Below are 25,653 nucleotides of genomic sequence, written 5' to 3'. Positions count from 1 at the left end.
CTTTCGGCACCATTGCAAAACGGTCTATTCGCGCCGCAGACCGCCCGAAAACACCGCCGCCAGGCCGATGATGAGCGCAATCAACCCGGCGCCCGCAGCGGGCCACAGCCATCCGGGAAGGGCGTCGTCGGGAATGATCCAGCGCTCGTAAATCTTCCGTCGCTGCTCTTCGCCCATGTCCCGGATGCCCTGATCCACCAACTCCAGGAGATCGGCCCTGCCCTGTGCGACAGCGGCCTTGAGGGTCTCCTCGTAGAGGCTCTGCAGGGGCACGAAGTCCCTGGACTGCCCCGTGGAGCCGAGCTGGTAAACCAACGTCGCGTACTCGGTCAGCAGTCCATCCACCTCGCCCGCCCGGGCACCCTCTACCATATGCCGGGAGTTTTTGTACGGCTTGCGCTTGAGTTCCGGATAGTGCTCCCTGAGCCAGGATTGGGAATACCCCTGTTCCAGTACGCCCACGTATCGGCCCCGGAGATCCGAGATGTCCGTAATGTCCAGGTCGGCGCGCACGAACAGCGTCGCCTTCTGCTTCAGGATCGGGATGGAAAAGTCGAGAAAGGCGTCACGGCTCTCTGTGTAATAGAGCCCCCCGTGCACGTCGGCGGTCCCCTCCCGCATCATCCTCAGGGAGTTGGGCCAATCCGTCTGCACGACCGTGACGCCTATGCCGGTCTGCACGGACCACGCCTTCCAGAAATCCAACACCAGCCCCTTGGGGGTGAAGTTCATGCCCTTGAAGGAAAGCGGCGGGGTATTGTCGGAATGGACGACGACCAGAGTGGGCATCTCCGCCTTTGCCCGAAGGTCGCGACCATGGACAACCGGCGCCGCCATCAGGACGGCAACCAGGACAACAAATACCGCAATCACAGGAAGCCTTGTATAATCCATTGCTTACCGTGATTAATCCTTCAAGAGGTTTTTGTAAAGAACCGCGCAAAAAAAAGCGCCCGGGCAAAGCCGGGCGCTATTGTTCTTGAACGACCTGCGGTTACTCGAAAACCAGTCCACCGTCCTTCTCGTCCACGGTCACCGTGGCCCCCTCCTCCAGCTCGCCGCCGATGAGCAGGCGGGCCAGCGGGGTCTCCAGGTTGGCCTGGAGATACCGGTGCAGCGGGCGCGCCCCGAAGCTCGGGTCGTAGGCGGAAGCCGCGATGAAGGACTTGGCCTTGTCAGTGAGTTCGAGCGTGATCTTGCGGTCTTCCAGCCGGGAACGCAGCCCCGCCGCCAGCAGGTCGATGATGCCGATGAGCTGTTCCCTCGACAGCGGCCTGAAGAGCACGGTCTCGTCCACCCGGTTGAGGAACTCGGGCCGGAAATGGCGGCGCAGGACCTCCATCACCTGATCTTCCACGCCCACCTTGAACTCCCCGGTCTCGTCGATGCCGTCGAGCATGTACTCGGCCCCGAGGTTGGAGGTCATGATGACGATGGTGTTCTTGAAATCAACGGTACGGCCGTGAGAGTCGGTCAATCTGCCGTCGTCGAGAATCTGCAGCAGGACGTTGAACACGTCGTGGTGCGCCTTCTCGATCTCGTCGAACAGGATGACCGAATACGGCTTGCGGCGCACGGCCTCGGTGAGCTGGCCGCCCTCGTCATAGCCGATGTAACCCGGAGGCGCGCCGATGAGCCGGGCCACGGTATGCTTCTCCATGTACTCGGACATGTCGATGCGCACCATGTTCTCCTCGGTGTCGAACAGGGCCGAAGCCAGGGTCTTGCACAGCTCGGTCTTGCCCACGCCGGTGGGGCCGAGGAAGATGAACGAACCGATGGGCCTGCTCGGGTCCTTGAGGCCCGCACGGGCGCGCAGCACCGCGTCGGCCACGGCCTGCACGGCCTGGTCCTGGCCGATGACCCGCTCGTGGAGCACGTCGGCCAGCTTGAGCAGCTTCTCGCGCTCCCCTTCCATGAGCCTGGAGACCGGGATGCCGGTCCACCTGGCGATGACCTGGGCGACGTCGTCCGGGCCGACCTCCTCCTTGACCATGCGTTGCGTGTCCCCGGATTCCAGTTCCCGGTTGCGCTCTTCAAGGTCCTTTTCAAGGGTATTGAGGCGACCGTATTCCAGTTCGGCGGCGCGGTTGTAGTCGTGCACGCGCTTGGCCTCGTCTATCTCGCGCCGGGTGGTCTCGATGGCCTCCTTGATGGAGCGAAGCCGCTCGATGCCGGACTTTTCGTTCTCCCACTGGGCGAGCAGCGCAGCCTGATGTTCCTTGATCTCCGCCAGCTTCTTCTCCAACCCCGTGAGCCGCTCGCGGGACGCCTTGTCCGACTCGCGCTTGAGGGCCTCGCGCTCGATCTCGAGCTGCATGATCTGGCGATTGGCCTTGTCCAGCTCATAGGGCTGGGAATCGATCTCGGTGCGGATCAGGGCTGCGGCCTCGTCGATGAGGTCGATGGCCTTGTCCGGGAGCTGCCGGTCGGTGATGTACCGGTTGGAGAGCACGGCGGCCTCCACGATGGCACTGTCCGCGATGCGCACGCCGTGGTGCACCTCGAACCGCTCCCGCAGCCCCCGCAGGATGGAAATGGTGTCCTCCACGTTGGGCTCTTCCACCAGCACCGTCTGGAAACGGCGCTCCAACGCCGGGTCCTTCTCGATGTATTTGCGGTATTCGTCGATGGTGGTCGCGCCGATGCAGTGCAGCTCGCCGCGCGCCAGCATGGGCTTGAGGATGTTGCCAGCGTCCATGGCCCCGTCGGTCTTGCCCGCGCCCACGATGGTGTGCATCTCGTCGATGAACATGATGATCTGCCCGGCGGACTCGGCCACCTCCTTGAGCACGGCCTTGAGCCGTTCCTCGAACTCGCCACGGTACTTGGCCCCGGCGATGAGCGCGGACATGTCCAGGGAAAACACGGTCTTGTTCTTGAGGCCCTCGGGCACGTCCTCATTGACGATGCGCTGGGCCAGCCCTTCCGCGATGGCCGTCTTGCCCACGCCCGCCTCGCCGATGAGCACCGGGTTGTTCTTGGTGCGCCGCGACAGGATGCGGATGACGCGGCGAATCTCGGAGTCGCGGCCGATGACCGGATCGAGCTTGCCTGAACGGGCCTCCTCCACCAGGTCGCGGCCGTACTTCTTGAGCGAATCGTAGGTCGCCTCGGGATTGTCCGAGGTCACGCGCTGCTTGCCGCGCACCTCTTCCAGCGCCCCGAGGACCTTGTTCTTGTCCAGGGAAAACTGCTTGTTCACGCGGCCCACGCCCGTGTTCGATCCCTCGTCCATGAGGGCCACGAAGACGTGTTCCACGGACACGTACTCGTCCTTCATGCGCTTGCGCATGTCGTCGGCCGCAACCAACGTCTTCTGCATGCGCGGCGTGATCATGATCTGGTCCGGGCGCGCCCCGGGACCGGACACGCTCGGCATCTTGGCGATCTCGGCGTCGACGGCGCCCAGATAGGCGTCGGGCGCAATGCCCAGCTTTCGCAGAATCTGGCCTGCCAGCCCCTGATCCTGCGCCACCAGGGCGTGCATGAGGTGTTCACAATCTATCTGCTGGTGACCGTTTCGGATGGCCAGATTCTGGGCCTCGGACACGGCGTCCTGCGTCTTTTTCGTAAAGGTATTCGGATCCATTATCGATACCCCCTTTTATTTAATGAAACCACTGCTTGGTAAAAAAATTTATTCCGGATCATTCTTCCAAGAGTGCTGTAGAATTGTTCGCCGGCAAGGCGCGGCAAAAAGATCAAGATCGACGCGTACCTCCTGCACGCGAGAGTTTGAGCTTTTTGGCGACAACGCAGCCAGAGGGCAATTATGCAGTGCTCTCATACGAGCCTTCTGAGCTCTTCAACTTCCTTTTCCAGTTCCTCCACCCGGTCGAGCAGGTCGACGATGATGGAGCCCGAGTCAAAGGTCACGTCCAGGTCCTTGACCAACCGCATGAGCTTGTGGATGCGGTACACGTCGCGCAACCGAAACAGGTATTCCTCGGCGGAGGTCTTCTTGGGACTGATCCAGCCCAGATCCACCAGTTCGGCGATCTCCGAGGGCTGGATGGAGGTCAGCTGCACGAGCTGCGCCCAGGCGACGTATTCACTGCGCTCCGGCAGATTGAGGCCGGGCAGCTGCAAAATCATTTCCTGTAGTCTTTTGGTGGTCATGGCCCCCCCTTAAAACGTTCTCGGCTTGAACTCGGATGCGGCGCGCAGCTTCTCCATGAGTTCTCGCTCGGCCTCGGACAGCCGCTCCGGCACCTGAATCATGATGCGCACGTACTGGTCGCCCTTTTTGGCCCCGGACCCGAGGCCGCGCCCCTTGATGCGCAGCTTCTTTCCCGATCCGATGCCCGGCGGGATCTTCATCTCCACCGCGCCGTCCAGGGTCGGTATGCGCAGGCTCGCGCCCAATGCGGCCTCCCACGGGGCCAGGGGCAGATCGAGGATGATGTCCGCGTCCGCCACCTTGAACATGTGGTGCGGCATGAGCCGGATCTTGAGGTACAGGTCGCCCTTGGGCCCGCCGCTCATGCCGGGATTGCCCTGGCCGGCCAGCCGAATCTTCTGCCCGTCCTTGATGCCGGGCGGCACCGTGACCTCCAGGGTCTTCGTGGTCATGCGGGGAACGCCCTCGGGGCCATGGACCTGCTCCTGCAGGGTGATGGACTTCTTGCCGCCGCGATAGGCCTCTTCCAGGGTCAGCTCATAGGACGCCTCGGCATCCGCCCCACGCCGGGGACGCTGCTGGAAACCGCCCTGCTGATAACCGCCCTGCTGGAAGCCGCCGCGAAACGAGCCGCCACCACCGCCGAAAATGGTCTCGAAAAAGTCGGAGAACCCGGCCCCGGACCCGCCGCCGGCGAATCCGCCGAAACCGCCGAAGTCCATGTTCTCATAGCCCGGCGGCGGCTGGAAGTTCTGACCGTGCTCCCAGTTGGAGCCGAACTGGTCGTAGAGCTTCCGCTTCTTCTCGTCCTTGAGGACTTCGTAGGCTTCGTTGATCTCCTTGAACTTGGCCTCGGCTCCGGCATCATTGGGATTGAGGTCGGGATGATATTTGCGGGCCAGTTTCTTGAAGGCCTTGCTGACCTCATCCTTGGAGGCGGAGCGGGAAACTCCGAGAAGTTTGTAGTAGTCCTTATATTCCATGCGAACGTGTTCCTTCAGTGATAAATCTATTTTCCGGTGCTCGCTTAAAATAATCCGCCCGGACAATGTGTCAAGTCGTTTCCAAAAAGATTTCGGATGATTTCCACAGGGTTTTCCACAAGGTCGATGCGACTTTCTGTGGAAAAAGGGCATAAGACATCCTTCCGCGACCGGCGGCGGGACAGGGGGGACAGATAAGCGTGGGGAAAGGGAAGGGATCAGATCGCCATTCGACAGGGGCGGGCGGGATGGCACAGGCCGTTATTCAGGGCATGCACCAGATCGGCACGGGACCGGACGGGAATCGTGAATTCCGTGGGATAGCGCCCCAGTTCGTCGAGCCGGTGGGCGTCGGAACCGGCCACGGAGGTCATGCTGCGGCCCAAGGCCAGGGACCTGGCCCGTTCGTTTTCGTCCGGCGAATTCCGGCCGTTATCCACCTCGATCAGATGACACAGCCCGGCATGGAACACGGACGGATCCACCGAACGACCGGCCCGAAACGGGTGGGCGGCCACCGCAGCGCCGCCGAGATCGCGAACCCGGAGCAGCAGGGCGTTGCCGGTCAACCCGTCCGGCAGGAATTCCACGTCGCCGAAAACCAGAAAATCCCCCTGCGGCGTGGAGTACTCCATGCCCACGGCGACGAACAGTCCGTCGGGCTGGAAACCTTCGTGAATTTGTGCCAAGACCTCGGTAGTATTGTGGTCGGTGAAGCACACCCCGTCCAAGCCCTTGGCCCGGGCGTGGGAAAGGATATCCGAAGGCTCCATGCAGCTGCACGGGGAGCAGGTGGAATGAACGTGAAGATCCATGCGCATGATAGGGATTATGATCCGTGCCTCCCGGAAACGCAACTTCATATAGTCGATTCATTTTATGACACGCATTGACTTCATCAATACAACCCCGCCTTGCCACGGAGCGCGCAGTGCCTGAGAAGTGTCTCCTCATTCTTCTTGACGGATTGGGGGACCGCTCCCATGCGCAGTTCGACGACCGCACTCCCCTTCAGGCGGCCCGCACGCCGTTTCTCGACCGGCTGGCCGCCTTGGGCGGCACCGGGCTGTACCACGCCACCCGGTTCGGGCAAGCCCTGCCCAGCGAAAACGCGCACTTCGCCATTTTCGGCGGCGCGCGCGACGAATTTCCGGGCCGGGGTCCCCTGGAGGCCCTGGGCGCGGGCGTGGACCTCGGTCCGCAGGATGTCGCCGTGCTCTCCCACTTCGCCCACGTTGTGCCTGACGAGCACAACCGGTTGGTCCTGAAACGCGACAAGGCCAAGGTCGGGCCGGACGAATGCCGCAGCCTGTTCGACGCCCTGCCGCCCTTCGAGCAGGACGGGATACGGATCACGCACCACCCGGCAGGCGGCCTGTTCGGGGTGCTGCGCCTGACAGGCCCGGTCAGCCCGCACATCACGGACTCCAATCCCATGGTGGACGGCAGGCGCATTCCCGCAGTCCTGCCGCTCAGGGATTACGCGCACGACCCGGCGGCCCTGGGCACGGCCAATGCGCTGCGGGCTTTCCTGATCGACGCATTTCACCGGCTCAAGACCGCTCCGGTCAACCTGGAGCGCATTGCCCGCGGCCTCGCCCCGATCACCGGCCTCGTCACCCAGCGCGCCGGGCGGCTCACGGATTGCCCCTCCTTCCGCGACCGATACGGCCTGCGGGGGCTGTCCATCGCCAGCGGGACCATGTACGCCGGGCTGGCCCGGTTCACCGGCATGGACTTTCACCGGGCCGGGGACACAGACGACCCTGGCCGCGACCTGGCCGAGCGCGTGAAGCTCGCCCGCAAAAGGTTTGCCGACTACGACTTCATCCACGTGCACACCAAGGCCCCGGATCAGGCCGCCCACACCAAGGACCCCATGGCCAAGGTCCGGGCCATCGAATCCCTGGACCGGGGGCTGGCGTCGGCCCTGGAACCGCTTGAGAACGACCCGTCCCTGCTGCTGGTCGTGACCGCCGACCACTCGACGCCGAGTAGCGGCCCGCTCATTCATTCGGGCGAGCCCGTGCCGCTCATGATCGTCGGCGACGGCGTGCGCCGCGACCCGGTCGGCTCCTTCGACGAAATCAGCGTGGCCGGGGGCTGTCTGGGCTGCATGCGCGGACCCGAGCTGCTCCTGACCATCCTCAACCATCTGGACAAGGCCCGGTTGGCGGGCATCCACGACTCCCCGGACCCCGTGGAGTATTGGCCCGGCGACCATCCCCCGTTCATCCTCGACCCCGACCAGGAACCATGACCGAACTCCATCCCCTCGGCTTCATCCACGGCCGATTCCAGGTACTGCACAACGACCACCTGGCCTACCTGCTGGAGGGCAAGGCCCGTTGCGAGAGCCTGATCATCGGCGTGACCAACCCCGACACGGCCTCCACGCGCGAGGAAACGGCCGACCCGGCCCGCTCCAGCCTGGACAACAATCCGCTGAGCTACGAGGAACGCGAGGCCATGGTCACTGCCGCCATGGTCGAGGCAGGAGTGCCCGCCAAAACGTTCGAGGTCGTGCCGTTCCCGATCTGCCGCCCGGAACTGTTCGACCGCCTCTGCCCCGCCGAGGCGATCTACTTCCTGACCATCTACGATGAATGGGGAAGGGAAAAGAAGCGCAGGTTCGAGACCCACGGCCTCCGAACCGAGGTCCTGTGGGAACGGCCCCCGGACCGGAAGGGAATCACGGGCAAGGATGTGCGGGCGGCCATCCGCGACGGACGGGCATGGCGCCATCTGGTGCCGCCGGCGGTGGCGAGACTCATCGATCAGTGGGAGCTCGGCGAACGGCTGCGCAAGGGATAGCCGGGATCAGGGCCCGAACGGCCGGTCATCGCCGGAAACCGTTTCATCGGGCTGGTAGTCGCGCGTTTCCGCGTTGTAGCAGTAGACGCACGCCCCGGGCCTGCGGAAATAGTTGATGAGCACGATGCCCGCGATGAACCCGCCCACGTGCGCCCACCAGGCCACGCCGTGGGCCGTGTTGGCCGAGGTGGAATACAGGCCGGACAGGAGCTGCATGACGAACCAGACGCCCAGGAACAGGGCCGCCGGGATACGCAGTATCAGCGGGTAGATGACGATCGGCACCAGGGTCAGCACCCGGCCCTGGGGATAGAGCACGGTGTACGCCCCCATGACCCCGGCCACGGCCCCGGACGCGCCCACGATGGGCGTGGGCGATGTTTGCTCGAAGGACATGTGCAGGGCCACGGCGGCCAGCCCGCAGAGGACATAGAAAAGCACGAACTTGCCGTGCCCGGTGACGTCCTCGATGTTGTCCCCGAAAATCCACAGCATCCACATGTTCATGATCACGTGCAGCCAGCCGCCGTGCAGGAACATGTAGGTCAGAAACGGCCAGCCCCAGGTGTCTGGATAGCCGGCCCAGACCGCCCAGTCGGGCTGGAAGAACCGGGCCGGGACAACGCCCAGCAGATGGTAGAGGTAAATCTGGTCGCGCGGGTTGATGGACTCCGTGTACAGGAACGCCAGGGCGTTGAGAACGATGATGACCACCACCGCATAGGGCCTGGTCACGCGGGGCACATTGTCGCGAAGGGGGATCACTCGGCCGCTCTCCTGACGTCGATTTCTCCGGCCAGCCCCGACCACAGGTCCGCGAGCCACTCTGAAAACGCCTGGTTGCGCGCGGTGTAAACGCCCGTGGCATGGTCGCGCAGCCGCCTCGCCTCACCGGCGAGGTCGTCCAGCGTGCCGGTGTTGTCCAGAACCAGGTCACAGGCCGCCAGCTTGCGGTCCTCGGGCCACTGCCAGGAATCGAACACGGCCATGGTCTCGCGGTCCAGGCCGCGCTTCTCGCGCAGTTCTCCGGTCCGTTTGGCGTCCGGGCAGGCCACGCCCGCCACCATGTCCACGAGATCACCCTCCTGCCACCCGCCCTCCAGGAGCAGCGGAATCTCGGCATAGGCAGCGGGCTCGTCCCGATGGACCTTGAAAAACTCCTCGCACGCGTGCCGCACCATGGGATGGACCATGTCCATGACGTCCCGGCGCACTCCCCCGGACTCCTGCATGGCCGCGAACAGCGCGGGCTTGTCCACCGCCCCGTCCTCCCGCGTGAACCGGCCGCCGAACCGCTGCCGGATCATGGCCGCCCCGTCGCCGTCCGGACCGTACAGCCCGGCAACCACCTCGTCGGCGGAGAAACACGGCAGCCCCATGTCCCTGAGCATGCCGAGCAGCGCGGACTTGCCGCTGCCGGGCATGCCCACGATACCCACGCGCAGGCACTCGCGGGTCAGCCCCGCCAGCAGGCGGCGGAAATCCTCGGGCGGTTCCAGCCACCGGGTGACCGGCTCTCCCGTGTCCGGATGGGTGACGGAAAGATAGAAGGCATGGAGCATCTGGCGCGGGGCCAGGCCTGCCAGCGAGTCCGGCCTGCGCGCCCACTCCGCGTTCTCGCGCGGGCCGTAGACCGCGTCCCCCAGGAGCGGGTGGCCGATGTGGGCCATGTGCACGCGGATCTGGTGGGTCCGGCCGGTAAAGATGCGCACGGCCACAAGAGAGGCCAGCCCGCGCGGTCCGGTCCAGATCACCCGGTACTCGCTTTTGGCCTCGCGTCCGCCTTTTTCGAGCACGGCCATGCGGGTCTTCTGGGTCTGGTGCCGCCCGACCGGGGCCTCGATGATGCCCTCGCCGCGTTCCGGGCAGCCATGCACGATGGCCAGGTAGACCTTGTGCGTGCGCCGCCCGGCAAATTCCGAGGCCAGCTTCAGCCGGGCCGCCTCGGTGCGGGCCACGGCCATGATGCCGGAGGTGTCCTTGTCCAGCCTGTGCACGATGCCCGGACGCTGCCCGTCCATGCCCGAGACGTCCGCGGCCATGTCCGGCCACTGGTGCAGCAGGAAGTTGACCAGGGTCGGCCCGGGTTCGCCGGGCGCGGGGTGGGTGGTCACGCCGGCGGGCTTGTTCACCACCAGCATGTGCTCGTCCTCGAACAGGACCTCCAGCCCGCCCGGGACCGCCTGCGGCGCGTCCTCGTCGAGGCTTGTCCCGCCGGACCCGATGGCCAGGACATCGCCCTCGGACAGCTTGAACTTCCCCTTGTCGACGACGGCATCGTTCACGGTGGCCAGGCCGTCCTCGATCCAGGTCTTGACGCGGCCGCGAGACACGCCCTCGTCGGCCAGCCGCCCCGCCCAGAACTTGTCCAGCCGCATGCCCCTGTCCGACTCCCCGGCGGTCCACTTCCATAAAATTTCTTTTTTCTTTTCGACCATGTTTCGAGGATATACCGGGAATCATTGGAAAGTAAAATTCAAATTGATTTTACGCATTCCATGATAGCCATTTGGGGTCTTGACCGTGCCCCTTGTTCAGCATAGAAAAAGGAAATTTTGCGCAATCGAAACTTTCTTTAGATAATATCACAAACACCACCAAGGAGGCACAATGGCCTTACACCTGGTCGACCATCCGCTTATCCGGCATAAGGTCGGACTTCTCCGCGAGCACGACATTTCCACCAGCCATTTCCGGACCCTGGCCAACGAAATCACCCGGCTCCTGACCTATGAAGCCACCAAGGATTTCGAGACCGAAAAAGTCACCATCCAGGGCTGGGCAGGCGACGTCGAGGTCGAACGCATCAAGGGCAAGAAGGTCACCGTGGTGCCCATCCTGCGCGCGGGCCTGGGCATGATGGACGGCGTGTTCGACATGATCCCCGGCGCCAAGGCGTCCGTGGTCGGCTTCTACCGCAACGAGGAAACCCTCGAGCCGGTCCAGTACTACGTCAAGCTGGCCAACAAGATCGAAGAACGCACCGCCCTGATCCTCGACCCCATGCTGGCCACCGGCGGCACCCTGGACGCCACCATCCGGCTGCTCAAGGACGCGGGCTGCAAGTCCATCCGGGGCTTGTTCCTGTGCGCCGCGCCCGAAGGCGTCAAACGAATCCTGGGCGACCACCCCGACGTGGACATCTACACGGCGGCGGTTGACGAGAAACTCAACGACATCGGCTATATCATCCCGGGTCTCGGAGACGCGGGAGACAAGATATTCGGCACCAAGTAGGTGAAAGGACACGCTTCACGGCGTGTCTTTTTTTGAGGTTTTAATCGGGGGGCAACCATTAACCATGGGAGGAGTTGGTTAATCATGAGTGACGTTCATTCCACTGCGTACAATTTCAGATTCAAAGACGCGCTGCTCGGCGCGCAGATGCTGTTCGTGGCCTTCGGCGCGTTGGTGCTGGTCCCGATCCTGACGGGCATCGACTCCAACGTGGCGCTGTTCACCGCCGGTATCGGCACGCTGATCTTCCAGCTGATCACCAAGGGCAAGGTCCCGGTCTTCCTGGCGTCGAGCTTTGCCTTCCTGCCGCCGCTGTTCGCAGCCCAGCAGGGCGAGTTCACCTATCCCGAAATCATGTGCGGGCTGGTGGCCGCCGGTGGCCTGTACATCGTCATCAGCATACTCATCCGCTTCTTCGGCTCCGGCTTCCTGCACAGGCTGCTGCCGCCCGTGGTCACCGGTCCGGTGATCATGCTCATCGGCCTGATCCTGGCCCCCGTGGCGGTCAACATGGCCATGGGCCACAACGGCGCCGTCTGGCTGGAGCCCAAGGTGCCGTCCATGATCGTGGCCGGGGTGGCCCTCCTGACCACCATCATGGTCTCCCTGCTCGGCAAAGGCTGGTTCAAGCTGATCCCCATCCTGTGCGGCGTCGGTGCCGGATATGCCTGCTCCCTGATCATGGACTCCACCGGCATCACCGCTTCCATGTACCAGGCCTTTGTCGATTCCGCCGTGGAAGGCAAGGTCGCGGGCATGGGGCTGGCCCCCTGGATGGACGGCACGCTGATCAGCTTCGGCGCGCTCAAGGACGCACCCGTGTTCGCGATGCCCAATTTCAGCTTCCCCACCTGGAGCTGGGAGGCCATCCTGTTCGTGGTGCCCATCGCCATCGCCCCGGCCATCGAGCACTTCGGCGACATCCTGGCCATCGGCTCCATCTCGGGCAAGGACTACGTGGAAGACCCCGGCATCCAGAACACCATGCTCGGTGACGGCATCGCCACCTCCGTGGCCTCCATGCTCGGCGGTCCCCCGAACACCACCTACTCCGAGGTGTCCGGCGCCGTGGCCCTGACCCGCGCCTTCAACCCGGCCATCATGACCTGGGCGGCCATCACCGCCATCCTGCTCGCCTTCGTGGGCAAACTCGGCGGTCTGCTCGGCACCATCCCCATGCCGGTCATGGGCGGCATCATGCTGCTGCTCTTCGGGGCCATCACCGTCATCGGCCTGTCCACCCTGGTGCGCTCGCAGCTCGACCTGATGCAGCCGCGCAACATGATCATCATCGCCATCATCATGGTCTTCGGCCTGGGCGGCATGGTCCTCAACGTGGGCGTCACCGACCTCAAGGGCATCGGCCTGGGCGCCATCGCAGGCGTGATCCTCAACCTCGTCCTCCCCGGCAAGGCGGAAGCCGACCAGAAGATCGCATAGCGAATCGAACATGAACATCAAAGGGGTCTGCGCTGCGGCACGGACCCCTTTTTTCGTTCCGACTGCGATCCGGCCCCGGCTCTCGACGCCGAACCGACACGAGCCGGTGCCCGTTCCCGCGTACGGACAGGGCGACTGCCTGAAATGGGTTGGACCAATGGGGAAAAAAGAGTAAGGTGCGCCAATGAGTTGGAGGAGATTGCCATGAAACGCGAATCCGTGACCGGACTTGTCCTGACCTACAACGGCGAGCGGTTGCTCGAAAAATGTCTCACGTCGCTGGACTTCTGCGACGAGATTTTGGTGGTGGATTCCGCGTCCACGGACCGGACGCTCGAGATCGCCGAACGATGCGGCGCGCGCGTCATCGTCAATCCGTGGCCCGGGCCGGTGGAGCAGTTCAAGATGGCCCTGTCAAAGGTCACCACCACCTGGATCGTGTCCCTGGACCAGGACGAATTCCTGACCGACGAACTGCGCGGGAACATCCTGCGCAAGCTGGCCACCCCGGACCGGGGCGCGGGCTACTATGTCCCGAGAAGCTCTTTTTATTTCAACCGGTTCATGAAGCATTCCGGCTGGTATCCGGACTACCTCTTCCGCTTCTTCCGTTCCGGCAAGATGGAGGTGACCGCCTCGGGCGCGCACTACCATTTCAAACCGCGCGGCGAGACCTTCAAGCTGGAGGGCGACATCCTCCACTACCCCTACGAGTCGTTCCAGCAGCACATGGAAAAGATCAACTACTACGCCGAGGAAGGCGCGGCCGCCCTGCGCGAAAAAGGCAAACGGGGCGGCTGGTTGAACGCCCTGCTCCACGCCAAGATGCGCTTCGTGAAACTCTACCTGCTCAAGCTCGGCTTCCTGGACGGCACCGCCGGGCTGTGCAACGCCCTGGCCGGGTTCTACTACACCTTCCAGAAATACATCCGCATAGAGGAAAAAGGGAAGTGGGGCGAAGAATAACTTCCTCCCGTCCCGATAAAGAATTCAGTTCCGAAACATTTTCCTTTGTGATAGAGATTCCCATTACACGACAACACCAATTTCAGGAGGAATCATGGAAGGAATAGATATCCAGGCCATTCTCAACAACATCAGCTTTTACGTCACTGAGTACGGGCTGCGCATCGTCATCGCACTGGTCATCTTCATCGTCGGTCGCTGGGTGGCCCAATACCTGGCGAGCCTCGTGCGCAAAGTGATGGTCAAGGCCAAGGTGGACGAAACCCTGCGGCCCTTCCTGCGCAATCTCCTGTATTACATGATGCTGGCGATGGTGGTCATCGCCTCGCTGAGCCAGGCAGGCATCAACGTCACCTCATTCCTGGCCGTTCTCGGCGCCGCAGGCCTGGCCGTCGGCCTCGCCCTCAAGGACTCCCTGTCCAACTTCGCCGCGGGCGTCATCATGATCATGCTCAGGTTCTTCAATCGCGGCGACTACATTACCGCAGCCGGTGAATCCGGAACCGTGACCGCCATCAATATTTTCAACACGGTGCTGACCACCCCGGACAACAAGGTCATCTCCATTCCCAACTCCGCCGTGCTCGGCGGCAACATCACCAACGTGACGGCCAACGCCACCCGGCGCGTGGACCTGGTCTTCGGCATCGGCTACGACGACGACCTGCTCAAGGCCAAGCAGACCCTGGAACGGATCGTCGCCGAAGAGCCGCGCGTGCTCAAGGACCCGGCCCCGCAGATCGAGGTTTCCGAGCTGGGCGACTCCTCGGTCAACTTCGTGTGCCGTCCCTGGTGCAACACCAGCGACTACTGGGGCGTGTACTTCGCCCTGACCGAAAAGGTGAAGCTGGTCTTCGACCAGGAAGGCATCTCCATCCCCTACCCCCAGCAGGACGTGCATCTCTACCCCGTGGAAAAGGCCCCCGGTTCCGAGCAATAACCGCGTTCGACAAGCAAACGAACATCCCCGTCACACTGTGTGACGGGGATGTTTTTTTTGAAGAATCGAAACCGCCTTCGGCGGTGATGTCGGATGATTTCGCCTCCGGCGGCCAAAGGGGCGGGCCCCCTATGGAAACCCTGTTTCCGCCTTCGGCGGGGACGACTTCACAAAAGGCAGCTTCTTTACTAATCCCATCCTCCCGAGCTAACACCGAAGGCCGACAAAAAGATTTGAAGGGGGAGTCCAGAGGGGGAAACTTTCTCGAAAGTTTCCCCCTCTGGACGCCGGAGGCATTTCCAAAAGAAGGCCCCGCAAAAGCGGGGCCTTCTTTTTTGCTGTGTGATCCGTAAAATCGTCGAGTTTGCCGAAGCTGCAAGGCGCGGGACACGCAGCACCAGCCTTCTACTGCAAGTGTCGCGGAACGCAGCAGATTCGGTAAAATCGTCAATTTTACTGGGCGTCGATCCAGGCGTTGGCCTCTTTCACGTCCAGGGTGCCCACGTAGATGGCCCGGCCGGAGATGGCACCCTCCAACCCCTTGTTGGACAGGGGGTAAAGATTCTTGATGTCGTCCATGGTGTGCACGCCGCCCGCCGCGATGACCGGGATGGAGGTCTTGGAACACAGGGAGGCCAGGGCGTCCACGTTGACGCCGGTCTGCATGCCGTCGCGGGAGATGTCCGTGTACACGATGAAGCGGACGCCGTCCTTTTCCAGGCGGGGCAGCACGTCGTCCACGGTCAGCCCGGCGTCTTCCACCCACCCCTTGGTCTTGAGCTTGCCGTCCACCGCGTCCAGGGACACGCCGATGCGGCCGGGAAGGGTGTGGCAGAGATCGGCGAACAGTGCCGGGTCCTCGAGGGCCATGGTGCCGATGATCAGCCTGTGCACTCCGGCCTCGATGTAATTGCGGGCCGTGGCGATGTCGCGGATGCCGCCGCCCAGCTGCACCGGGATGTCGATCTCGGAGCAGATGCGCTTGATGAGGTCGAAGTTCTTGGGAATGCCGGAGAACGCGCCGTCCAGGTCCACCACGTGGAGAAAACGGGCGCCGAGTTCCACCCAGTACCGGGCCTGGGCCACAGGATCGGAGGAAAAGACGGTGACCTGGTCCTCCTTGCCCTGGGCCAGGCGGACGCATTCACCGTTCTTGATGTCTACTGCCGGGAAAAGAATCATAATCCGAGTTCCATGAGTTTTTCTTCGATACCGTCCTGGGCAAGGCGGGTGGCGGTCACCCACTTTCCGCCCCGTGCGGCGAATTTGTTGGCTTTGTAGAGGTTCTCCAGAAGCGATTCCTGGGTTTCCTCGTAGCGGGAGCGTATCATGCGCTCCTGCTTGACGTCGATGAGGTAGAAGTCGATGGACACTGAAGCCGGGGCGCTGACGCCTGCGGCGCTGCCGTCACGCTCCTTCCAGCTGGTCAGTTGCGGCACCAGCAGGTAGTCGCACTGGATGCACTTGGCCACGCCGAGCCAGTACTTCCAGGCGGAGGTCTTGGGCAGGCCGGACTCCTCGAAGACCACCACGTCCTCGCACTGCTTCACCGCCGTGGGCACGATGTAGTCGAAGACCTGGTGCGCCTGGAGGGTGTCGGCAAGGATCATGTCCAGGGTCGCCGTCGTGCCGTCGGGGGCGGGCTTGCCTTCCTCGTCGAGGTATCCGGCGAGCAGTTCCCAGTTGTGGGTCGGATTGGTGAAGCCGGCCACGGCCAGCTTGCCCTCGGGACGGGGCACGGCTGCAGTACGGGATTTGCCGCAACCGGACAGGGACAGCAGGGAAAGGCTGAACAGGGCCAGCCCGAAAAACAGTGCGATGCGCTTCATCAGTCGAGACTCCCTTTAGTGCTGGAAACGCCCTTCCGACCGACGACCATGGCCTGTGCCAGGGCGAGGCCCAACGCCTTGAAGGCGGCTTCCAGGAGATGATGGCCGTTCTGGCCGTACTCGTATTTGACGTGCAGGTTCATCCCCGCCCTGTAGGCGAAGGACTTGAAAAATTCGCGCCAGACGTCCTTTTCCTCGCCCGCGATGATGGCGGGCAGGAGGGTATCGTCATAGACGATGTAGGGACGGCCGGACAGGTCAACCACCACTTCGGCCAGGGCCTCGTCCATGGGGACCTTGGCGCAGCCCACGCGGACGATGCCCTTCTTGTCGCCCAGGGCTTCGGCAAGGACCTGGCCCAGGCACAGGCCGATGTCCTCCATGGAATGGTGGGAATCGATCACCAGATCGCCCTTGCAGGTCAGGTCGAGATCAAAACCGCCCCAGAAGGCGAACAGGGTGAGCATGTGATCGGCGAAACCGATGCCGGTGTCCACCTTGGCCTTGCCCTGACCGTCCAGGTTCAGCGTCAACTTGATGTTCGTTTCCTTGGTGGTCCGATTCACCAACGCCCAGCGTTTGCCCATGACCTTCTCCTTCATTCGGTGAAATAATCCGCTTCACCCTACCGTATATAGGAAAAGTCTAGAAAAATAAACAGGGCAGGTCGAGCCTTTTTCGGCCCGCCTGCCCGGCTTGTTTCACATTCGATCCTAGCTCTCTTCGGTTTCGGCTGCGGCGTCCAGTTCGGCCCGGGCTGCGGCTTCCTCCTCGGCCCTCTTCTTCTCATGCCGCTTCTCCTTCTTGCCGAAGAAGTAGGCGACCCATATGCCGACCTCGTAGAGCACGATGAGCGGCCCGGCCATGAGGCACTGGGTGAACGGGTCGGGCGGAGTCAGGATGGCGGCCAAAACAAAACCGATCAAAATGGCGTACTTGCGCTTCTTGCGCAGCCCCGTGGACGACACCAGCCCCATGCGGGCCAGGAAAAAGATGAACAACGGCAGCTCGAACACGAATCCGAATGCGAACAGCAATTTCAGGCAGAAACTCAGGTATTCGTTCAGCTTTGGCGTGAACTGGATGCCTTCTGTAGAGAAACCGGCAAAGAAATCGAACGCATAGGGAAAGACCTGGAAGTAGCCGAACAGGGCGCCGCCGGTAAAGAACAGGGCGGACATGAGCGCCATGGGGATCATCATCTTGCGCTCGTGGGCGTACAGGCCGGGGGCGATGAACCCCCAGATCTGGGCGAACACATACGGGCTGACCAAAAAGATTCCGGCCACGATGGCGATCTTGATCTGGGCGAAGAACGCCTCCGCCGGGTAGGTGTACTGGAAATGCCCTTCCTGAGCGAGCTGCATGAGTGATTTCTGCAGGGCGTCCACAAAGACCTGCATCTGCTCGGAATGCTGGAATCCCTTGTCCGCCAGCACTTCCTTGAGAGCCCTGCCGAAGTCCTCGTAAAAACCGGGGGCCAACAGGGGGTTCTGGGCGGCCTGCTTCTGGAAGACATCGATCATGGGCTGCATGAGGATGTCGAACATCTGCTCGGCAAAGCCGTAACAGGCGACCATGCCCACACCGATGGCGATGAAGGCCTTGGTCAGGCGAACACGCAACTCGCCGAGGTGGTCGAGCAGGGACATGGCCCCCTCTTCGGCCTCCTCGTCCTCTTCGTCCTCTTCGCCTTCTTCCTCTTCATCGTCCACGGCTTCGCTGTCGTCGTCATCGCCGCCATCACCGCCACCGGCCACGGCGGCGTCGGGCTCGTCGGACGCGGTCGAGTCTTCGCCGGGAGCGTCGGCTTCCACCGGGTCGGCCCCGGCCTCTGCCGCTGCCTCTGTCGCTGCCTCATCGGCGACCTCGGGCGTGTCGTCGACCAGGGAAGGGTCCTCCCCGTCTGCGGCTTCCGACTCCACCCCGGACTCCACCCCGGGCTCTGCCTCGGGTGCTGTCTCGGATTCGACAGTCGGCTCGACTGCGGCTCCCTCTTCGGGAGCCTTCACATCGTCTTTGTCGGAACTCATGGGGATTTAGGCCTTTGTCTCTTCAGCGGGCGGAGGCGCGGCAGCCTCGGTCTGGACCGTGTCCTGGTCGGACTTGGCGGGTTCGGCCTCGGCGGCTTCCGCTTCCTGCTTGGCTTTCTCGGCCTTGCGGCGGGCGAGCTCTTCCTCCACCTCGCGCTTGCGGGCTTCGGCTTCAGCCTTGCTGACCTCGTCGTCGAGGGTGGTTTTGACGTCGTTGCCCACGCGCTTGAATTCCGCCACGCCCTTGCCGAGCGAACGGAGCATTTCAGGCAGCTTCTTGGGGCCGATGACGATGAGCGCCACGACGCAGATAATCAGTAACTCGGGTCCGCCTATACCAAACATATGTCACCTGAATCCAGTTAACGCTTTGAGATTATTCCCACTCGATGGTGGACGGCGGCTTGGAGGAAATGTCCAAGACCACGCGGTTGACACCCTTCACTTCATTGATGATGCGATTTGACATACGCGCCAGGAGCTCGGAAGGCAAGCGCGACCAGTCGGCAGTCATGGCATCCAGCGAATCCACGATGCGCAGGGCGATGACGTTCTCATAGGTGCGGTCGTCGCCCATGACGCCCACGGTCTTGAGCGGCAGGAGTACGGCAAACCCCTGCCAGACCTTGCGATACCAGTCCGACGCGACCATCTCGTTCTGCACGATCTTGTCGGCCAGGCGCAGGATATCCAGCCGCTCCTCGGTCACTTCGCCGATGATGCGGATGGACAGGCCCGGACCGGGGAACGGCTGCCGCCAGATGATGTGCTCGGGCAGGCCCAGCTCGTAGGCGGCGCGGCGCACTTCGTCCTTGAACAATTCACGCAGCGGCTCCACCAGCGCGAGATTCATCTTCTCGGGAAGGCCGCCCACGTTGTGGTGGGACTTGATGACCGCCGAGGGGCCCTTGAAGGATTCGGACTCGATGACGTCCGGGTACAGGGTGCCCTGGCCCAGGAACTTCACGCCCTCGATGGCCTTGGCCTCGCGATCGAATATCTCGATGAACTTGTAGCCGATGAGCTTGCGCTTCTTTTCCGGGTCCTCGACGCCCTTGAGGTCCGCCAGGAACTCGGCGGCGGCGTCCACGCACTTGACGTTGAGGTCGAAATGCTCTTCCAGGAAGCCGATGACTTCCTCGCGCTCGCCCATTCGCAACAGCCCGTTGTCCACGAAGATGCAGTGCAGGTTCTTGCCGATGGCCTTGTGCAGCATGACCGCTGCCACGGTGGAGTCGATGCCGCCGGACAGGCCGAGTACGACCTTGTCGTCGCCCACCTGCTTCTTGAGGTCCTCGATGGCCGTGTCCACGAAGGAGGCCATGGACCAGGAGGCGGTCAGCCCGGCCACCTTGAACAGGAAGTTCTGGATGATGGCGGAGCCGTGCTCGGTGTGGGCCACCTCCGGATGGAACTGGAGGGCGTAAATCTTCTTGTCCGCGTTGCCCATGGCCCCGAACTCGATGGAGTCGGTCTTGCCCATGGGCACGAAGCCGTCGGGCAGGGCCTCGACCCGGTCGCCGTGGGACATCCAGACGGTCAGGTCGTCCTTTTCCTCGACGCCGTCGAACAGGATGCAGTCGTTCAGGGCCGAAAACTTGGCGCGGCCGTATTCACGGTCCGTGGAAGCCACGACCCGGCCGCCCATGTTGTGGGCCAGAAGCTGCATGCCGTAGCAGATGCCGAGCACCGGGATGCCCATGTCCAGGTAATCCATGTTCAGCGGGGGCGCGCCGGCCTCCAGGACCGAAGACGGCCCGCCGGACAGGATCAGCGCGGACGGCTTGAACGCCTTCACCCGTTCGGGGTCGACGTTGCAGGGATGGATTTCCGAATACACACCGGCCTCGCGCACGCGACGTGCGATCAGCTGGGTGAACTGGCTGCCGAAATCAAGGATGAGTACTCTGTTGTCGTGCATAAAATCTCTCTAATTCACATCGATAAAAATGAAAAGACGAAATCCCTTAACCGAGCTGCGGCACACGCCTAGCCGTCCACCCTGTAATTGGGAGATTCCTTGGTGATGGCCACGTCGTGGACGTGGGATTCCCTGAGCCCGGCCGAGGAAATCTGGACCAGCTTGGACTTCTCGAACAGGTCGGCCAGGGATGCCGAGCCGGTGTATCCCATGCCGGAACGCAGGCCGCCGATGAACTGGTAGATGGTCTCGCCCACCTTGCCGCGATAGGGGACCCGGCCCACGATGCCCTCGGGCACCAGCTTCTTGGATTTCTCCTGGAAGTACCGGTCGGAGCTGCCCTTCTTCATGGCGTCGATGGAGCCCATGCCCCGGTACTGCTTGTAGGTGCGGCCCTGGTACAGGATGGTCTCGCCCGGCGACTCCTCGGTGCCTGCCAGGACCGATCCCATCATGCAGGAATGGGCGCCCACGGCCAGGGCCTTGACCACGTCGCCGGAATACTTGATGCCGCCGTCGGCGATGATGCACCTGTCGGCCTCGCGGGCGGCCCTGCCGGCCTCCATGACCGCAGTGATCTGCGGCACGCCCACACCGGCCACGATGCGGGTGGTGCAGATGGAACCGGGACCGATGCCCACCTTGACCGTATCAACGCCCGCCTCGATGAGCGCCTTGGCCCCTTCGTAGGTGGCGATGTTGCCGCCGATGAGCTGGACGTCCGGGTAGGCGGAACGCAACGCCCGGGTGGACTTGAGAATGTTTTCGGAGTGGCCGTGGGCCGAATCGAGCACCAGGAAGTCGGCCCCGGCGTGGAGAAGCGCCTCGGCCCGGGTCAGGCAGTCGTTGCCGACGCCCAGGGCTGCGCCCACTATCAGGCGGCCCCGGCCGTCCTTGACGGCACTGGGATATTTCTTGTGCTTGTTGATGTCCTTGATGGTGATCAGGCCGCGCAACCGGTTGTCGGCGTCCACCACCAGCAGTTTCTCGATGCGGTGCTGGTGCAGCTTGCGCTTGGCCTCTTCGGTGTCGATGCCCTCGGGCACGGTGACCAGGTCGCGGGAGGTCATCAGCTCGCTGACGAGGGCGGAGTCTTCCTTGACGAACCGGATGTCGCGGTTGGTGATGATCCCCACCAGATGATCCCCCTTGACCACGGGCAGGCCGGAAATGCGGTACTCGGCCATGATGGCCTTGACCTTGCCCAGATCATCGTCGGGATGAACGGTGAGGGGATCGGAGATCATGCCGGACTCGGACTTCTTGACCCGGTCGATCTCACGGGCCTGCTCGCGCACGGACATGTTCTTGTGGATGACCCCTGCCCCGCCGTGGCGGGCCATGGAGATGGCCATACGGGACTCGGTGACCGTGTCCATGGCCGCGGAGATAAGCGGGATGTTCAGCTTGATCTGCGGAGTCAGGTAGGAAGACACGTCCACCATGTCCGGCAGGATGTCGGAATAACCCGGCAGCAACAGTACATCATCGAAAGTCAGTGCTTTTTCAAGAATCTTGCTCATATCTCCTCCAGAGCGTTTGCGTTCACGTCGTGTATTTTCGTTCTTTTTTATTAAGCAGAGAGCCGGACGTTACCGCCCGGCTCTTGTCGTTTCAATTATAAGCCCAGGTAGGCTCGCTTGACCGACTCATCCGCGAGCAACTTGTCGCAGGAGTCGGTCAGGACCACCCGCCCGTTTTCCATGACGTACCCCCGGTGGCCGATCTTGAGCGCCAGGTTGGCGTTCTGCTCGACCAGGAAGATGGTCGTGTTCTGCTCGGCGTTGACCTTCTTGATTATGTCGAAGATCTGCCGGACCACCAGCGGGGCCAGCCCCATGGACGGCTCGTCCAGGAGCAGGAGGCGCGGCTTGGCCATGAGCGCCCTGGCGATGGCCAGCATCTGCTGCTCGCCTCCGGACAGGGTGCCGCCCTGCTGCCTGCGGCGCTCGGCCAGGATGGGGAACAGGTCGAAGCAGTACTCGATGTCCCGCTTTATGCCGTCCTTGTCGTTTCGCATGAACGCGCCCATGTCCAGATTTTCCTGCACGGTCAGTTCCGGAAAGATGAGCCTGCCCTCGGGCACCTGGCAGATGCCCTGGGACACGATCCTGTTGGGAGCTTCCCTGGTGATGTCGTCGCCGTCGTAGAGGACCTGGCCGCTGCGGGCCTGGACCACGCCGCACACGGTCATGAGCGTGGTGGACTTGCCCGCGCCGTTGGCGCCGATCAGGGTGATGATCTCGCCCTGATCGATGTACAGGTCCACGTCGTAGAGAGCCTGGATATTGCCGTAAAAGGAATTGACGTTCTTGAGTTCAAGCATCTTAGTCATCGTGGTCCTCTCCGAGGTACGCCTTGATGACGTCCGGGTTCGCCGCGATCTGCCCGGGCGTGCCGTCGGCTATCATGCGCCCGTAATCCAGGACGTAAATTCGGTCGGACATGGACATGACCATCTTCATGTCGTGCTCGATGAGCATGATGGAAATGTCGAACTTCTCCCTGATTTCCATTATGAGCCGCTCCAGATCCTTGGTCTCCTGGGGGTTCATGCCCGCTGCGGGCTCGTCCAGGAGCAGGAGGAACGGGTCGGTGGCCAGGGCGCGGGCAATCTCGAGCCTGCGCTGCTTGCCGTAGGGGATATTCGAAGCCAGTTCGTTGACGTACTCGTCCAGGCCCACCAGCACCAGCAGCTCGTAGGCGCGCTGGATGACGGCCTGCTCTTCCCTGCGGGTGGTTTTGTTGCGGGAAATGGCGCCCCAGATGGACGACTTGGTCCGGCAGTGTGTGCCGATCATGACGTTTTCCAGCGCGGTCATGGACGGGAAGAGGCGGATGTTCTGGAAGGTCCGGGCCATGCCCAGTTCCGTGACGATGTTCGGCTTCTTGCCGTTGATGCGGCGCGCCTTCACGCCCTCGGCCTCCGGGTCGATGATCACGTCCCCGGAAGTGGGTGTGTAGATGCCGGTGATGCAGTTGAAAAACGTGGTCTTCCCTGCGCCGTTGGGACCGATCAGGGCCACGATTTCCTTGTCCCCGACCACGAGATCGACTTCGTCAAGGGCACGGATGCCCCCGAAGTCCTTGCTCACGGCGTTGACGTTCAAGACTGGATTATTCATTGGGCGCACCCGCCGTATTCGTTTTGTATTTGTAGATCTTGCGCTTGGCGCTGATCAGCCCCTGGGGCCTGAAGACCATGACCAGAACCATGATGGCCCCGAACAGGAGCATGCGGAATTCGGCGAAGTCGCGCAGATACTCGGGCACCAGGATCAGGATGACGGCACCGGCGATGACGCCCCGGATGGAGCCCATGCCGCCGATGACCACGATGGACAGGATGATGGCCGATTCCCAGAAGGTGAAGGATGCGGGGTTGATGAAGGTCGTTTTGGCCGCAAAGATCACGCCGGCCATGCCCGCCCAGGTCGCGCCCAGGGCGAATGCCATGAGCTTGGTTTTCATCTTGTCGATTCCCATGGCCTGACAGGCGATCTCGTCCTCGCGCAGGGCGAGCCAGGCGCGCCCGATGCGGGAGTTCTGCAACCGGTTGACCGAGAAGATGGTCAGGATCATCAGCCCGATCATGATGTAGTACATGTAATGCGTGGAGCCGATGACGCCCAGCTCGATGCCGAACAGGGCGGGCCGGTCGATGGAGGAAATGCCGGAGGGGCCCATGGTCACGTCGCCCCAGTTTTCAAGCACCAATCGGATGATCTCGCCGAACCCCAGCGTGACGATGGCCAGGTAGTCGCCCTTGAGCCGCAGCACGGGGAAGCCGAGCAGCACGCCGAGCAGGGCCCCGAGCAACGCGCCAACGGGCAGCATGTACCAGAAATTGATGCCCCAGTGCATGTTGGTGAGGGCATATGCGTATGCGCCCACCGCGTAGAAGGCCACAAATCCGAGGTCGAGCAGACCGGCCAGGCCGACAACGATGTTCAGCCCCAGCCCGAGCACGATGTACAGCAGGCAGGAGATCATGATGTTGGTCTGGTACAGGTCGAACACCTTGGGGAAGACGGCGGCCATCCCGGCGAGGATGACCAGCGCCGAGTACTTCAGGATCGGATGGGACTGGACTCGGGTCAGCAGGGATTCGACCCGCGTCTCTTCCTTGGATTCGTCCTTCTTGAGTTCCTTGCGGGCCAGCAGCCAGCGCCAGATGAACGAGCCGAAGAAGACGGCCACGGCGATGTAGCCCATCCTCTCCCAATGCCAGTGCACGGTCTTCTCGATGGTGTTCACCCGGATGACCATGATGGGGAATGTCAGGAAAACGAACCAGACTGCGGCCACAAGCGACCTCTTGAACGCCTGGGCGAAGTTGTCGCACCCGGCGGTCAGGAAGAAGCTCAGAAAGCCCTGATGGTTCATTGTTTTGGTTTCACTCACGTTTATATTCCTTCAATCGGCCCAAAGGCCGCGTGATATCGTATTGCTAGACCTTCTGGGTCTTTTCCTTGCCCATGATGCCCGAGGGCCTGAAGATCAGGATGAGCACCAACAGGCAGAAGGCGAACACGTCCTCGTAGTCGGAGGACACGTAGCCTGTGGCGAACGCCTCGGTCAGGCCGAGGACCAGGGCGCCGAGCATGGCTCCGGGGATGGAGCCGATGCCGCCGAGCACCGCTGCGGTGAACGCCTTGATGCCCGCGATGAAGCCGATGAAATAGTTGATCTGCCCGATGTGCGAGGCGATGAGCACGCCGCCCACTGCGGCCAGGCTGGACCCGATGACGAAAGTGGCCGAGATGACCATGTCCACGTTGATGCCGACCAGCATGGCCATCTTGCGGTTCTGGGCCGTGGCCCGCATGGCCTTGCCGAGCTTGGTGAACTTGATGAACAGGGTCAGCCCGATGCAGGCGGCGACGGTGGCCAGGATGATGACCAGCTCCGATGAGCTCATGATGGAGCCGAGCCCCTCCATGAACCCGAATTCGGGAATCAGTTCCGGGAACGGCAGAAAGTCCGAGGTCTGGGACAGCATGACGTAGTTCTGCAGGAAGATGGACATGCCGATGGCGGAGATGAGCGGGGAAAGCCGTTGCGCGCCGCGCAGGGGCTTGTAGGCGACCTTCTCGATGGTGTAGCCGTAGGCTGCCGCCCAGATGATCGCGCAGACCACGGCGATGGCCAGGATGGAGATGCCCGGAAAGCCGAGCATGGTAAGCAGCCCGGCCACGATCAGCCCGGTGAACGCGCCGATCATGTAGATTTCGCCGTGGGCGAAGTTGATCAGCTCGATAATGCCGTAGACCATGGTGTAGCCCAGGGCGATGAGCGCATAGATGCTGCCCCGTGTCAGACCGCCTAGGAACAGCTCAAGGAAATAATCCATTGCGTTGAAATCCT

The 25,653-nt window shown here is 62.6% G+C and carries 24 protein-coding genes; 6 read left to right on the top strand and 18 right to left on the bottom strand.

Annotation, left to right across the window (positions count from 1 at the left end):
• Positions 1-24: 24 nt before the first annotated feature.
• The 5 genes from OO730_RS14100 to OO730_RS14080 all read right to left on the bottom strand — a co-directional run bounded on the left by OO730_RS14100 (position 25) and on the right by OO730_RS14080 (position 5,927).
• On the bottom strand, positions 25-837 hold the full coding sequence (locus tag OO730_RS14100) for a transporter substrate-binding domain-containing protein (protein ID WP_264982115.1): 813 nt from the start codon (positions 835-837) through the stop codon (positions 25-27).
• 157 nt (positions 838-994) lie between these two features.
• A complete protein-coding gene (gene clpB, locus OO730_RS14095) occupies positions 995-3,592 on the bottom strand; it encodes an ATP-dependent chaperone ClpB (protein ID WP_264982114.1) in 2,598 nt (865 codons plus the stop codon).
• Positions 3,593-3,786: 194 nt separating this feature from the next.
• On the bottom strand, positions 3,787-4,122 hold the full coding sequence (locus OO730_RS14090; protein ID WP_264982113.1) for a chaperone modulator CbpM: 336 nt from the start codon (positions 4,120-4,122) through the stop codon (positions 3,787-3,789).
• Between the two features lie 9 nt (positions 4,123-4,131).
• Entirely contained in the window at positions 4,132-5,106 is a 975-nt protein-coding gene (locus OO730_RS14085; protein ID WP_264982112.1) for a DnaJ C-terminal domain-containing protein, read from the bottom strand.
• Positions 5,107-5,324: 218 nt separating this feature from the next.
• On the bottom strand, positions 5,325-5,927 hold the full coding sequence (locus OO730_RS14080; protein WP_264982111.1) for a PHP domain-containing protein: 603 nt from the start codon (positions 5,925-5,927) through the stop codon (positions 5,325-5,327).
• Positions 5,928-6,037: 110 nt separating this feature from the next.
• Between OO730_RS14080 and OO730_RS14075 the strand changes: the two genes are divergently transcribed.
• Both OO730_RS14075 and OO730_RS14070 read left to right on the top strand, forming a co-directional pair.
• A complete protein-coding gene (locus tag OO730_RS14075; protein ID WP_264982110.1) occupies positions 6,038-7,366 on the top strand; it encodes an alkaline phosphatase family protein in 1,329 nt (442 codons plus the stop codon).
• Complete coding sequence (locus OO730_RS14070) at positions 7,363-7,920, top strand: nucleotidyl transferase family protein (protein ID WP_264982109.1); 558 nt, start codon at positions 7,363-7,365, stop codon at positions 7,918-7,920. The genes OO730_RS14075 and OO730_RS14070 overlap by 4 nt, the downstream gene beginning before the upstream one ends.
• A gap of 6 nt (positions 7,921-7,926) precedes the next feature.
• On the opposite strand, the gene OO730_RS14065 is transcribed toward OO730_RS14070, so the two are convergent.
• Positions 7,927-8,685 carry a rhomboid family intramembrane serine protease gene (locus OO730_RS14065; RefSeq protein WP_264982108.1) on the bottom strand — a complete coding sequence of 253 codons (759 nt, stop codon included), beginning with the start codon at positions 8,683-8,685 and terminating at the stop codon, positions 7,927-7,929.
• Positions 8,682-10,358, bottom strand: a complete 1,677-nt coding sequence (locus tag OO730_RS14060) for a dephospho-CoA kinase (RefSeq protein ID WP_264982107.1) — start codon at positions 10,356-10,358, stop codon at positions 8,682-8,684. The genes OO730_RS14065 and OO730_RS14060 overlap by 4 nt, the downstream gene beginning before the upstream one ends.
• Before the next feature lie 172 nt (positions 10,359-10,530).
• Between OO730_RS14060 and upp the strand changes: the two genes are divergently transcribed.
• The 4 genes from upp (at position 10,531) to OO730_RS14040 (ending at position 14,503) form a co-directional block, all read left to right on the top strand.
• Complete coding sequence (gene upp, locus OO730_RS14055; RefSeq protein WP_264982106.1) at positions 10,531-11,157, top strand: uracil phosphoribosyltransferase; 627 nt, start codon at positions 10,531-10,533, stop codon at positions 11,155-11,157.
• A gap of 84 nt (positions 11,158-11,241) precedes the next feature.
• Positions 11,242-12,597 (top strand): uracil-xanthine permease family protein, encoded by a 1,356-nt coding sequence (locus OO730_RS14050; protein ID WP_264982105.1) that lies wholly within the window; start codon positions 11,242-11,244, stop codon positions 12,595-12,597.
• Between the two features lie 204 nt (positions 12,598-12,801).
• Positions 12,802-13,563 (top strand): glycosyltransferase family 2 protein, encoded by a 762-nt coding sequence (locus OO730_RS14045; protein ID WP_264982104.1) that lies wholly within the window; start codon positions 12,802-12,804, stop codon positions 13,561-13,563.
• Between the two features lie 94 nt (positions 13,564-13,657).
• A complete protein-coding gene (locus tag OO730_RS14040) occupies positions 13,658-14,503 on the top strand; it encodes a mechanosensitive ion channel family protein (RefSeq protein WP_264982103.1) in 846 nt (281 codons plus the stop codon).
• 453 nt (positions 14,504-14,956) lie between these two features.
• On the opposite strand, the gene hisA is transcribed toward OO730_RS14040, so the two are convergent.
• The 11 genes from hisA to OO730_RS13985 form a co-directional block, all read right to left on the bottom strand.
• A complete protein-coding gene (hisA, locus tag OO730_RS14035) occupies positions 14,957-15,685 on the bottom strand; it encodes a 1-(5-phosphoribosyl)-5-[(5-phosphoribosylamino)methylideneamino]imidazole-4-carboxamide isomerase (RefSeq protein ID WP_264982102.1) in 729 nt (242 codons plus the stop codon).
• The gene (locus OO730_RS14030) at positions 15,682-16,332 is read right to left on the bottom strand and encodes a hypothetical protein (RefSeq protein WP_264982101.1); all 651 of its coding nucleotides are present in this window, start codon (positions 16,330-16,332) and stop codon (positions 15,682-15,684) included. The genes hisA and OO730_RS14030 overlap by 4 nt, the downstream gene beginning before the upstream one ends.
• The gene (gene hisB / locus OO730_RS14025) at positions 16,332-16,919 is read right to left on the bottom strand and encodes an imidazoleglycerol-phosphate dehydratase HisB (RefSeq protein WP_264982100.1); all 588 of its coding nucleotides are present in this window, start codon (positions 16,917-16,919) and stop codon (positions 16,332-16,334) included. Before hisB ends, OO730_RS14030 begins: the two co-directional genes overlap by 1 nt.
• A gap of 126 nt (positions 16,920-17,045) precedes the next feature.
• Positions 17,046-18,365 carry a twin-arginine translocase subunit TatC gene (gene tatC / locus OO730_RS14020; RefSeq protein WP_264982098.1) on the bottom strand — a complete coding sequence of 440 codons (1,320 nt, stop codon included), beginning with the start codon at positions 18,363-18,365 and terminating at the stop codon, positions 17,046-17,048.
• 6 nt (positions 18,366-18,371) lie between these two features.
• A complete protein-coding gene (tatB, locus tag OO730_RS14015; protein WP_264982097.1) occupies positions 18,372-18,710 on the bottom strand; it encodes a Sec-independent protein translocase protein TatB in 339 nt (112 codons plus the stop codon).
• Positions 18,711-18,741: 31 nt separating this feature from the next.
• The gene (guaA, locus tag OO730_RS14010) at positions 18,742-20,286 is read right to left on the bottom strand and encodes a glutamine-hydrolyzing GMP synthase (RefSeq protein ID WP_264982096.1); all 1,545 of its coding nucleotides are present in this window, start codon (positions 20,284-20,286) and stop codon (positions 18,742-18,744) included.
• A 68-nt stretch (positions 20,287-20,354) separates the two neighbouring features.
• Entirely contained in the window at positions 20,355-21,809 is a 1,455-nt protein-coding gene (guaB, locus tag OO730_RS14005) for an IMP dehydrogenase (protein WP_264982095.1), read from the bottom strand.
• Between the two features lie 95 nt (positions 21,810-21,904).
• Positions 21,905-22,612, bottom strand: coding sequence for an ABC transporter ATP-binding protein (locus OO730_RS14000; RefSeq protein WP_264984171.1), 708 nt, complete (start codon positions 22,610-22,612; stop codon positions 21,905-21,907).
• Between the two features lies 1 nt (position 22,613).
• Positions 22,614-23,411 carry an ABC transporter ATP-binding protein gene (locus OO730_RS13995; RefSeq protein WP_264982094.1) on the bottom strand — a complete coding sequence of 266 codons (798 nt, stop codon included), beginning with the start codon at positions 23,409-23,411 and terminating at the stop codon, positions 22,614-22,616.
• Positions 23,404-24,672 (bottom strand): ABC transporter permease subunit, encoded by a 1,269-nt coding sequence (locus OO730_RS13990; RefSeq protein ID WP_407681926.1) that lies wholly within the window; start codon positions 24,670-24,672, stop codon positions 23,404-23,406. Before OO730_RS13990 ends, OO730_RS13995 begins: the two co-directional genes overlap by 8 nt.
• Before the next feature lie 64 nt (positions 24,673-24,736).
• Positions 24,737-25,639 (bottom strand): branched-chain amino acid ABC transporter permease, encoded by a 903-nt coding sequence (locus OO730_RS13985; RefSeq protein ID WP_264982093.1) that lies wholly within the window; start codon positions 25,637-25,639, stop codon positions 24,737-24,739.
• Between the last annotated feature and the right edge of the window lie 14 nt (positions 25,640-25,653).

It is taken from the genome of Pseudodesulfovibrio portus, from assembly GCF_026000375.1.
GTDB classification, from domain to species: domain Bacteria; phylum Desulfobacterota; class Desulfovibrionia; order Desulfovibrionales; family Desulfovibrionaceae; genus Pseudodesulfovibrio; species Pseudodesulfovibrio portus.
Note: the sequence above shows the minus strand (reverse complement) of the source record. Positions and strands in the feature narration are given on the sequence as shown.